The sequence below is a fragment of the Shewanella sp. H8 genome (genome assembly GCF_040285065.1).
GTDB lineage: Bacteria > Pseudomonadota > Gammaproteobacteria > Enterobacterales > Shewanellaceae > Shewanella > Shewanella polaris.
In genome coordinates, this window is sequence record NZ_CP157213.1 from 1068902 (window position 1) to 1080625 (window position 11724).

Here is an 11724-nt window from a genome sequence, read left to right on the forward strand (position 1 = left end):
TTATCCTTGTTGGTGGCGTTTGACTAACATTTTTGGCAATAGCCAAGCCAGTAAAAAACCTAAAGCGGGGAGGATCATTTGCATTAACGCATATACGGCACTGATCCTACGGCTTCCTCCATTGGCTAGCGAAACAGCTTCAGTGGTAATGGTATTGATGCGTCCACCACCAGTGAGTAAGGTTGGTAAGTATTGGCTAAAGCTAATGGCTAAACCTAATGCGCAAGCAATGAATATAGGCCCAATTAACATGGGCAGTTTAATCCGGAAAAATATTTTTGCTTTGGTGGCCCCAAGACTGGCCGCAACAATACTAAAGCGTGGGTCTAAACGACGATAGCTACTGGCCAGCGATAAAAACACATAAGGTAATACAAATAACAAATGGGCCAGTACCACATTGATAAAAGTATGTTGACTGTTTACTTGCTCAAGTAACCAGACCAAACCAAATAAAAACGCGATACTTGGAATAAGCAAGGGCAGATAAATTAATACACTGCCCAGAAGCGATAGCGATTTTCCGCTATGCTGCTCCGCTTCTAAGGTGAGCAAGGTTAAAGTTATCGCCAGAACGGTGGCGCAGAGGGCAATCAGTACCGTGTCGATAAGTGGTGTGTGCATTTGTTGTAATGCCGTTTGCCAGTGCAGCATTACAAATTGTTGCGGCAAGGCATCAGGAAAATGCCAAAAGCCAGCAAAAGACCACAACAGCATTCCCACTAAAGCCAAACCGATGATAGTTAACATTAATGCGGTGATGACATGGGTTATCTTTTGGATGATAGCGCCGCCGTATTCGCGCTCGCCATTGGTTAACATCGGCTTAGCAAATTGACTCACTAAGCGTTCGAGTAACCACCAACAGGCTAACACTAATAACGTCAGTTGAATTTGTAATATTGCCCCAGCAGACGCTTTAATGCGTAGGCTTAAGTCCACGTCATGAAACCACTGCATAATTGCCACTGCCAATGTCGGTGGATTGTTAGGGCCTAAAATTAAGGGGATTTCGACACTGGCGCTGGCGTAAGCCAATACTGCTAATATTGGTAAGCGCAAATGGGGATACAAGCTGGGTAACACTACTTTGAAAAAAGCCGTCATTGGGCAATAACCTAAGCTCAATGCCACTTTATGTTGTGCCCGCAATGTTTGCCCAAGGTCGGGTTGTGCTAATACGCCTAGTGCCATTAGTAATAAAAAAGGCAGTTCTTTTAAGGTCACGCCTAGAATAATACTCAGCCCCATCGCATCGTGTGGATATAGCCAATCTGGTGGTGCATCCCAACCACTTAACCAAGGCGACACTAAGCGAGACAACATGCCAGACGGGGTGATAAGAAATCCAATAGCAATGGCTGCAGCAGCATGAGGGATAACCAAAATAGGTCCTAAAAGGCGTTGAATATAACCCAGCCACGGACTGGTAAAGTAACTTGCTAGGATCAATATGGTGATTAAAAAGGCCAACAAGGTACTCATCAAGCTGGTGGTGATACTCAATAACGCCATGTGGCCAATGCCCGGCGTTTGCCATAATTGCTGAAAACCATTCAGGCTAAAATGGGTTTGATCCAGTGCTGGGATCCAACCAAACGCAGGCAGAATAACGCCAATTAACCCACCCAATACAGGGATCAGTAACAAAGCCATCATCATAAATGGACTGAAGCGCACAATTGGATTGAACAGCTTGGCTACCGTGTTCATTGCATCACTCCATAGCGTTGTAACCATAGCTTTGTAATAACCTTACTCCAACTTGGATCTGGCTCGCTTAACGCTGGGCTGATTGCTTGGTTAGCAATAGTGGCACTGGGATGTGACTGAGCGGGTGGCTCAAACCAAGTTTGCTGTTCGGCTGTCAGCTTTGATAGTGCTAACACGCTGGTGTCGCCCCATATATTCGCTTGCTGTTTGTGTGCTTGAGCTTGTGGACTCAGTAAAAAATTGACTACCAATTTAGCGCTGTCCAGGTGAGCGGCATTATAGGGAATGGCGATAAAGTGAATATTACTCAAACTGCCATCTTGCATACGATAACTGCGACTGCTGTCGGGTAATTCAAAACGTGCAACGGCCGCGGGAATTTCGGCGGCTGAAAAGGTAAACGCTAGGGCAAGTTCACCATCGCCGATTAAGCGACGTAGCTCCATGCCACTGGACATAAAGTGTTGACCTTTGCGCCATAGATGCGGATGTAGCTCATCTAAATATTGCCACAATACCGGTAATAACAAAGCCTGGTTTTGCGCTGTCGCGGGTTGATAAAGCAGATTTTTAATCGCCTCAGGTTGTGAGTTGTTCAGCACAATTAAGGCGTATTTTAAAAAGCTGGTGGCTAAAAAGTCAGGTGGCTTAGGGTAGGTGAATCTGCCTGGGTGTTGTTTGGCCCATAGGCTTAGTTGTTGCAAAGTTTGCGGTGGTGATGTGGTCAATATGCTGTCGTAGTAAAACGTCAGCGCAGCTTTACCCCATGGTGCTTCCATCCCTTGTGTTGGCACACCAAAGTCGCGAGTCATCGCAGGATTATTGTCTGGATCGGTTAAACCAAAGTTGGGTAATTGCGTAACCCAATTTGGCGCTAGCAGTTGATGCTTGGCCATGGCGGCAAAATTTTCACCGTTAATCCACACTAAATCGACTTGGCCTTGATGATCATTGCTTGCTGATTTTTCGGCTAATACTCGGCTGACCGCTTCGCTGGTGTCAGTGAGTTTTACATGGTGTAAATTGATCTGATATTGCTGCTTAACTTGTTTCGCGGCCCATTGAATATAACGATTTATTTGCGGATCGCCACCCCAAGCATGAAAGTACACATCTTGATTAGCACCTCGAGATTCAATCTCTGGCCATGATAATTTCAATGCTTGAGCTGATGCTTGATTAGATACTGGGATTGATGGTGTCGTTAATATTTGGGTTTGTGCTGCCGGTTTATCTACAACATCGTTTACAGAAGCATGAGCCATACCAGTACAAAGGGCAGTAATAAGCAAAAAAGCACTAAGCCCAAAGCTTACTGCAACCCTAGACTTTATAAGATTGCAGTAAAATGCCGTGCTAACGATATGCTGCCAGCGTAAATTAGCCAGCAATATTAAGTGACCAGTCATAATCTAAGTATTCAATATCGAGTTGTTGTTTTTCTGCCGCTTGACGCTGTGCTGGCGTCAATGTCAGAACACCTTTATCACTATTGGAATAAAGCAATAAAAATGCTTCAATCGAATGAGTGTTGCGAAATCCTTTGGTAAAGTCGTCGCCATACCATTTAAAGATAGAAGACAAATACAGGGTGTCTCCCTTGGCATAATTTCGGCTACTATCGGCAAGAAAACGTTCAGTTTGCTGGGTTAATTGCAGTTCGAGTTTAGCACCTGTATAGGCTTCTTCACGCAGTGCAGGGCAACCAATGCTGGCACAGTTTACCGCGAAGTGGATTCTGGGATCGTTGTAACGATCACTACCACGAATGAGTTTGTGCTCAATATCATTTAGGCTGCGGGTTTTACCTAATAATGGAATAAAGCTTTTATCCCATGGAGAACTAAAAAAACTGCCTAGGTCTTTGATTGAGTCGATGTCAGGGTATTTAGTTAAGATAAACTCAACGGTCCACGCGTTGTAAGCATTGATTAAAAATGCTAATTGCGATGCTTTGTCCCAAGCATCAAACTCTGCTTGGGTTATCAGACTTAATTGGTTGAGATAGTCGGTCAATATGGTTCGATCTTGTTGTATCGCGGCGTAATCTACCGCGCTACTGTGACCTTGGTTAATCGGTTTTACATGACGGCTGAGTAAGGTATTCCACTCATCATGTAGTGCCATTTTTGTCTGGCTCTGCACAAGATGATTAGCATCAGAAAGCACCTCAGACTCATCCACAGCCGCAATAGCCGCATTACTGGAAAGCAAGCTCAACAAAAGACCAATAGTCAGTAAAAATGATTGAGTAAATCGCGTTAATATTTTCATTATCTGAGACCTATTTTTAAGATCCATCTTTATGATTCAAAATCTAAATGATTCAAAAGCTAAGGCCCAACTTTGTGAGCCTTAGCTAGGTGAACCATAGTTACGTGAACCTGAGTCATTTCTCTGTCAGGTTAGCCACGACGCCATGTGTGGTATTTTTCTAACCAGCGCAATACAGTTTCTGGTGCATGGTTACGCTTCCATTCACCTGCGGCGTACTTGTTGCCTTCGGCCCATGTTGGGTAACTGTGAATTGTGCCTAAAATCTTGTTAAGCCCTAATCCGTGTTTCATTGCCAATACAAATTCAGCAATTAAATCACCAGCGTGTTCAGACACGACCGTTACACCTAAGATTTTATCTTTACCTTTAGGGGTAATCACTTTAATAAACCCTTCGGTAGCACTGTCTGTAATGGCGCGATCAAGCTCGGCAAAATCAAAGCGAGTGACCTCATAATCAATCCCTTGCTGTTTGGCTTCGTATTCATTAATACCCACACGAGCCACTTCTGGATCGATAAATGTGGTCCATGGAATGACGCGATAGTCGACTTTGAACTTTTTCAAGTGGCCAAAAAGTCCATTGACTGCCGCGTACCAGCCTTGATGCGCTGCTACGTGAGTAAATTGATAAGGCCCAACAATGTCACCTGCCGCATAGATATTTGGGTATAAGGTTTCTAGGTATTCATTGGTGACGATAGTGCGGTTGGTTTCAATGCCTAACTCTTCTAAGCCGTAACCGCTTAGGCGGGCACTACGACCGACAGCACATAATAGCTGGTCGTATTCTAACGCTAACTCTTGCTCTTGATGTTTAACAATAAGGTATTTTTTACCGTCTCGTAGTTCGCAGTGCAGCGCTTGGTGTGAGGTTAAAATATTCACGCCACTTTTTTGCAAGGCTTGGGTGGCAAACTCAGACACTTCAAGATCTTCTTTGATCATGATGCGCTCAGCCATTTCAACTTGAGTCACTTGCGAGCCTAAACGGGCAAAGCTTTGTGCCAGTTCTGAGCCAATTGGGCCGCCGCCTAGTACCACTAATTTTTGTGGTGCTGTATCGAGTTTTGCAAACTCGTCCCACAAGGTATCACTGGTGACATAACCAACTTCTTCTATGCCTGGTAACGGTGGCACAAATGGGCGAGCACCAGTAGCAATAACAATGCTGCGCGCGGTTAAGCGACTGGTGTTACCGTCTGGGTGGCTAATTTCAACTGTCCATGGGTCAACTAATTTTGCATAGCCTTTGACTACGTCGACACCTAAGTTGGTGTAACGCTCAACACTGTCGTGGGGAGCAATATCGGCAACCACTTGATGCACGCGCGCCATGACTTTTTTGAATGAAAATTCAGGAGTGCTGTCTTCTAAGCCGTAATGATGGGCGTTTCTTATTTGCTGAGCAATTTTAGCGCTTTTAATAATCGCTTTACTCGGCACACAGCCATAGTTTAAGCAGTCGCCGCCCATTTCGCCTGCTTCAATTAAGGTCACTTTAGCTTTTACTGCGGCAGCAATATAACTGGTTACTAGGCCACCGGCACCTGCGCCAATCACAATCATGTTGCGATCAAATTTAGCAGGCTTGGTCCATTTGCTGTATACGCGACGTTTTTTGATCATGTTAACAATACCTTTTGCAATAATGGGGAATAAACCTAATAGTGCAAATGACACGATAAGGTTAAAAGATAAAATATTCGATAAGCTGTCAATTTGTGCCAACTGAGTCCCCGCATTAACGTAAACAAAGGTGCCCAAGAACATACCGACTTGGCTTACCCAGTAAAAAGTCCACGATTTAAAGGCGGTTACACCCATCAGCATGTTGATTAAAAAGAACGGGAATATTGGCACTAAACGTAAGGTAAATAAGTAAAAGCCACCTTCTTTTTCAATACCGGCATCAATGGCCGCTAAGCGCTCTGGAAAACGTTGTTTAATTGAATCACGCAACAGATAACGCGACACTAAAAATGCCAGTGTTGCGCCGATACTCGAGGCAAACGACGCAATAATTAATCCTTCTACGATGCCAAATAAGGCACCCGAAGCGATGGTAAGAATCGCGGCACCAGGTAAGGACAATGCGGTCACTGCCACATACAATAAAAAGAACCCGCCAATAACCAACAGTGGTGACTCTTCACGTAATTGACTAAAGTCATTCATCGAGCCCTTTAGGCCCTCTAAGGTCAGTAATTGATGCAAGTCAAAGTGGAAAAATAATCCCACTAATGATGCAGCAATCAGTAATAAAACAATTTTTTTAAACATAATTTATAGCCTTAAAATGAGTGCTGTAAAGTCAGGGTGGCGTTAACCGGTAGTTCAGGATAAACCAAGGTAGAACCGAAATAACCGCCTTCAAATACCGGGCGCCAGTTCTCTTGATTCGTAACGTTATTGACGTCCAGCCTTAAACTTGTTTGCTCAGTAAAATCATAGCGAGTGTTAATGTTAAGCGTGTACTGATCGCGAATATACACAGTCGCTAAATAGTCCAATGGGTAACTCTTGGTATATAGACCGGAGAAACCAGCTTTCCATTTCTCAGTAATGGACATTCCGCCATTAATTGTGAACGTTTGTTCAGGAAGGCCTTGTACACGGCGGTCCGACGGTGCAAATGAAGCGAAGTTTGGTGCGCCAATACCTGTGCCTTGAATAATATCTGGGCGTGAGTTATCAAACGTATCGGCAACTTGTACTGTATCTTGACTACTGGCGGAGTCATCATAACGCGCGTCTAAATAACTGTAGCCCGCGCTTAACCAAAATGGATCAGCATCATAAAAGGCTTGGGCTTCAAAACCTTTAGTGCGAATGCCGGTATTGCTGCCATCACGATTACGCAGACTGCGTTTTTGGTCAAACACTGCAGCGTCAACATACCAAGCACTGTCCGTTGGTGAATATTTAATGCCCACTTCGGTTAAGGTATTTTCGGTGGCAAAGTTTTGGCTACTAATTTGGTTGTTGGCGCCTAACGTGGTACCGCCAGCCATGCTGTTTGAGGTTGACTCGTTATAACTGGCGCTGGCATAGGTGGTGATAAAATCGCTGAGTTGATAACTAACACTGATTTGCCCTGATTCAAGCATTTCACTGATCGAATCGCTTGCTGCGATTTGCCCTTGCGGGGCAATCGGATCGTGCGCATCTACATCATAAAAATCGGCACGATAACCAATGCTGGTCGACAATTTATCTGTCCATTGGCTGTTATGTTGAATGGCTAGACCCGTTTGCCAACTGGTTGAGTCAGTGGTGTCAGACAATGAAAAATTGCCGCTGCCATCGCCATTGGTATCGTACTGGGCACCGGGTGACACAAACACACCTAGACGAAGTTCAACTAGCCTTGCTTGCTGCTCAGCAGTAAGAGGAATACGGCGGTTTTCAATGGGACCAGTCAAGTCGATAGGTAAGTCCGCTTCGGTGGTAAATTGACTGTAACCTAACACTTTGTTGTAGCGGATATCGACCGCAGTAATAGTGCTTTGGCTATCGTTCCACTGATAGGCTAATTCAACTCTGTTTTGGGCGGTATCGGCGCCATCAATAATTTCAACAAAACTATTTTTAGCGATTTCTTCACGTTCTAAATGTTGATAATAAGTTATGTTTTTAAAGGTCGTTTTATCACTTAACTCACGAACATAAGTACTGTGAAGTAAAAAGGTTTGGGCGTTATTGATATTGTCGGGGTCGGTTAATACTTGGCTGCGATCTATCTCAACTAACCCAGTAGGGGATACGATGGCATTGGCGCCAGCTACAGTGCTGCCATTAGGCTGTACACCATGACCTGTAACGTATAAACCGTTGTCGATTAATGCTTGAGTCGGGCGGTTAATCCCCGCGTTGTCGGTAAACTCAACATCATAGTATTCGACATTAATGTCCCAAGTGCTGGCATCGTCTGGCAATAATCTAAATGCCACAAAAACGCTGTCGCTTTTAAAGCCTGAGTAATCGTAATAGCTGCCATTATCGATATGTTCGGCACTTAAGCGAATACCGCTTTCATTGGGCACGATGTCGGTGCCAACATCTATTTGTGCACGGTAATGATCCCAGCTACCGCCAGATAAGGTGAGATTAGTAAACTGGTCGTCAGTAGGCGCGACTTTAGAATGTATATTAACAAATCCACCATTACGTTGGCTGGTGCCTAATAGCACTGGCGGTGCGCCTTTTACCACATCAATTTGTTCGACTGCGTTAAACGACATGGGTATACCAAAGCCATTGTTGCCCGCTTGGCGACGCACACCGTCTTGATATAGCTCGCCTAGTTGGCCACGAATCGTGGGTAGGCTTGATGCACCAAAGCCGCTAGCAGAATAACTGTTTGGGCTGACTTTTTGAATGTCAGACAAGTCTATGATATTAAGCTGTTCAATCATTTCACTGGTGATAGGCGTCACTGAACGAGCAATATCTTTTAATGCTATTCCGTCACCAAATGGGCCATCAACAGTGCTGTTTTTAGGTGACATGCCTTTGTCATTAATCGCTTTGCCTGACACTTGAATGACCTCGATAGAAGAGGTGTCTTCGGCTGCAGTAGCCATCGATGAAGCCATTGATGAATACAAGGCTACGCTAATAGCTAGTGCGGTAAGTGAACGGTTAGGGTAACGATAAATAGGCATAATTTTTTCTGCTGTAATGAACTTGGTGAAAGAGACCCTGTTGTTAACAAGTTTATTTCAACAATGTTATGTCGAATTTTATTTGTTTAGAACTAAATGGCATAAGTGTTTGTGCAACATAATCTTGGCTTACTCGGTCAATTAACGGCTGATTAACTTTTTAGTCAAAATCAGTTTAGCCTATTAAAAGCTCAACATAATGAGTTTTATTTATATTTTTTAAGGAATTATGATGCAAACAACACTTACTAGCGATGTTCAAAGCAAATTGCAATGGTCGTTATTGTCTTTACGCTTAGGTGTATTTTTAGTGATGCTAGTGTGGACATTGGATAAGTTTGTTAATCCTGGCCATAGCATGAGAATATTCGAGAAGTTTTATGGAATTGGCGGTGTGAGTGAAGTCGCAGCATACATTATGGGTGGCTTACAATTATTACTCGTGTTTGCTTTTGTATTGGGTATTAAAAAACGCATCACTTATGGCGTGATTTTCTTAATGCACGGCGCTTCCACTTTGTCGGCATTTAATCAGTATTTTGATGCATTTAATAACTTATTGTTTTTTGCGGCATGGCCAATGTGGGCAGCGTGTTTTGCATTGTATCTATTACGAGATCAAGATACTAAGTTTACTGTGAAGTAAACTTTAAGCAGATATTTAATACATGTTCTAATATAAAAAGACCGGCTAAATGTATTTAGTCGGTCTTTTTATTGAAGCAATGCTTATTGGAACATTGTTTTATCGATGTAATGCCGAATCAAGCCTTAAAGGTTAATTAGGGTACACATAGCAGCGTGTATTATTTAGCATCACGATTACGAATAACTAAAAAGCTAAATAACACTACAATCACCATTTGAGTGATTAATCCTTGCCACGTTGAGGCAATGCCTAACCAGCTAATCGACACATCAATCGGAAAAGGTGTCAGGCTAATTACAGCTGCTTCTTGTAGCGCTGAAATACCTTTACCTGCCAGAATAAACGCTAAAATAAGCATGAAGTAAGAGCTCACAGCAAAGAAGCGTGCCAACGGCAATTTAACCGAATAACGCACCATTAACCACGCAATAACGGCTAAAACGGCTATGCCAGAAAACAAACCATAAACCAAGTAACTTACTTGTTCATTACTGCTGGCGGATCCAATGGCTTGCGTTAATAACGACTGATAGAACAAGATGGTTTCAAACACTTCGCGATAGACCGAAATAAATGCCAGCCCAGTGAGTCCCCATAAAGTGCCAGTATTTAAATGACGATCGACATTGTTTTTAATGTAACTTTGCCATTTCGAGCCTTGGGTTTTACTGTGCATCCAATAGCCGACATAAAACAATACTAATGCCGCTAATAGTGCGGCCCCACCTTCCATTAACTCCCTAGATGCTCCACTAATACTAATAAGGTTATCTGCCGCCCACCAGGTTAATACACCAGCGGCGAGTGCTGATATCCAACCAAAATGAACAAATTTAATTGCATCCTGACGTTCGGTTTTAATTAACACTGTCATTAAAGCAATGATTACTAACAGTGCTTCTAATCCTTCGCGTAGCAGGATGATTAATGCAGCCGAAAACATGGCATTATTCGATAGTGATTGCCCCGTTAATAGGGTGTCGGCTTGGTCTAGTTGAGCCAATATGCTGGTCAACTGTTGATTTACCTGGCCATCCTGTCCTGCTGTTTTTAGGATGTTTCTAAAATTAAGCAACTGGCTTTCGATTGATTTACGCAAACCACTATCGTGGGCATCTAAGTTGTTTTCAATTAATTCAAAACCATCGAGGTAGGCGCTTACAGCTAAGGTTTGTGCTTGTGAAAACTCATTAGCTTGATAGGCTTTGACTGCTGCCTGTAAGTTAGTACGGGCTACCGAAATAGGCGAGTCAGCATGTTGAAACAGTAGCTCAGGTTGTGAGCGTAGTAATGATAATTTGGCTTTATCAATTCCAACATTCTGCTGAATTAATTGGGTTGGATTGCTATTGACCCATTGTTGTAATTCAATATTAGTATCGTTTTCGATGTGTTTTGTTGTGGTAGCTGTTGGCTCAAAAGCTAAACTACCTACATAGAAAGCCAATGACCAACGCTGTTGATCATTTAATTCACTAAAAGCACGCATGGCACTGCCATCTAAACCATCTGAAATCGCATCGTAAAGCCCCAATAATGAACGGTTTAATGCACGTTCTTGGTCAGTAAAGTTGGTCGGCTCTGGTGACAATGATTTGGCAAGTGGTCCATCGCCTAGGCCTAAATCACCATGACATGTTGAACAATTTTCAATAAACAGCTGTTTAACATTCTCTTTAGCTAAAAGCTGTGTTGGTAACACTAATGCTGGAGACTGACTTAATAACTGGTTACGTATTTTTTGGCTAAGCCCTTGAATAACATCCAGTGATGATTTGTCTGCAATGGCTTGCTGTAATTGTAATGCATCGGCCGTTAATGAGTTTGGCACATCATTGGCGAGGAGGTTGGTTTTCTCTATGATGATGCCAGCGAATTGCTGCATTTCAGCAAATTCATCTGGATTAGAGATACTACCTTCGGTTACGGCTTCTGAATAATCAACACCAATGTATTCAGCTAATTGAAGAATTTGTCGTGTTTGTTTTAAAAAATCTGGTGATGTCTCTTGTGGCGTGACGGCCGGGCTTTGTGCCCATAAAGACGTTGAAAACACCGAGGCAATGACAACCAACAGACATCTGTTGAATACAGAAGATGTGAGCTGTTGTCGCCATAACGTGAAGCTGCTTAAGAAAGTATTCAAGGGATTGCCTTAATAGAAATGAAGGAATTATTCTTTAAACTAAACAATAAATGATAATGGTTATCATTTTACTTTCTTACATGAAGCGAATCAATCACTCAAGGCGTGTGTTAGCCAGAGCGGTTAAGCAAAATACACTTTATTGCGAAATGATTAAACAATGGAAGTTGCTTTTTAATGAGTTTATATCGAATAGCTACCTATTAAACAATGAGTTATGTGGTTTTAGTGGATTAGACCTGGTGCTTGTCTATAGAGGGTTGTGGTATTCAT

The 11724-nt window shown here is 43.0% G+C and carries 7 protein-coding genes; 1 reads left to right on the forward strand and 6 read right to left on the reverse strand.

Going from position 1 to position 11724, the window contains the following annotated elements; all coding sequences use genetic code 11:
- The 5 genes from ABIS04_RS04700 to ABIS04_RS04720 all read right to left on the reverse strand — a co-directional run bounded on the left by ABIS04_RS04700 (window position 1) and on the right by ABIS04_RS04720 (window position 8587).
- Complete coding sequence (locus ABIS04_RS04700; RefSeq protein ID WP_350432763.1) at window positions 1–1713, reverse strand: ABC transporter permease subunit; 1713 nt, start codon at window positions 1711–1713, stop codon at window positions 1–3.
- Entirely contained in the window at window positions 1710–2978 is a 1269-nt protein-coding gene (locus ABIS04_RS04705) for an ABC transporter substrate-binding protein (RefSeq protein WP_350433383.1), read from the reverse strand. The genes ABIS04_RS04700 and ABIS04_RS04705 overlap by 4 nt, the downstream gene beginning before the upstream one ends.
- A gap of 115 nt (window positions 2979–3093) precedes the next feature.
- A complete protein-coding gene (locus tag ABIS04_RS04710) occupies window positions 3094–3987 on the reverse strand; it encodes a DUF547 domain-containing protein (protein ID WP_371833618.1) in 894 nt (297 codons plus the stop codon).
- Window positions 3988–4118: 131 nt separating this feature from the next.
- Window positions 4119–6272, reverse strand: a complete 2154-nt coding sequence (locus ABIS04_RS04715) for an FAD-dependent oxidoreductase (protein WP_350432764.1) — start codon at window positions 6270–6272, stop codon at window positions 4119–4121.
- An 11-nt stretch (window positions 6273–6283) separates the two neighbouring features.
- Entirely contained in the window at window positions 6284–8587 is a 2304-nt protein-coding gene (locus ABIS04_RS04720; protein ID WP_350433385.1) for a TonB-dependent receptor domain-containing protein, read from the reverse strand.
- Between the two features lie 301 nt (window positions 8588–8888).
- On the opposite strand from ABIS04_RS04720, the gene ABIS04_RS04725 reads away from it, so the two are divergent.
- Window positions 8889–9302 (forward strand): hypothetical protein, encoded by a 414-nt coding sequence (locus tag ABIS04_RS04725; RefSeq protein WP_350433386.1) that lies wholly within the window; start codon window positions 8889–8891, stop codon window positions 9300–9302.
- A 160-nt stretch (window positions 9303–9462) separates the two neighbouring features.
- On the opposite strand, the gene ABIS04_RS04730 is transcribed toward ABIS04_RS04725, so the two are convergent.
- A complete protein-coding gene (locus ABIS04_RS04730) occupies window positions 9463–11451 on the reverse strand; it encodes a cytochrome c/FTR1 family iron permease (protein ID WP_371833619.1) in 1989 nt (662 codons plus the stop codon).
- Window positions 11452–11724 lie beyond the last annotated feature (273 nt).

What these genes read in the sequence shown, in the direction of transcription:
- ABIS04_RS04700 (WP_350432763.1), bottom strand. Translation starts at nt 1,713, where the DNA reads ATGAACACGGTAGCCAAGCTGTTCAATCCAATTGTGCGCTTCAGTCCA.
- ABIS04_RS04705 (WP_350433383.1), bottom strand. Translation starts at nt 2,978, where the DNA reads ATGGCTCATGCTTCTGTAAACGATGTTGTAGATAAACCGGCAGCACAA.
- ABIS04_RS04710 (WP_371833618.1), bottom strand. Translation starts at nt 3,987, where the DNA reads ATGAAAATATTAACGCGATTTACTCAATCATTTTTACTGACTATTGGT.
- ABIS04_RS04715 (WP_350432764.1), bottom strand. Translation starts at nt 6,272, where the DNA reads ATGTTTAAAAAAATTGTTTTATTACTGATTGCTGCATCATTAGTGGGA.
- ABIS04_RS04720 (WP_350433385.1), bottom strand. Translation starts at nt 8,587, where the DNA reads ATGGCTTCATCGATGGCTACTGCAGCCGAAGACACCTCTTCTATCGAG.
- ABIS04_RS04725 (WP_350433386.1), top strand. Translation starts at nt 8,889, where the DNA reads ATGCAAACAACACTTACTAGCGATGTTCAAAGCAAATTGCAATGGTCG.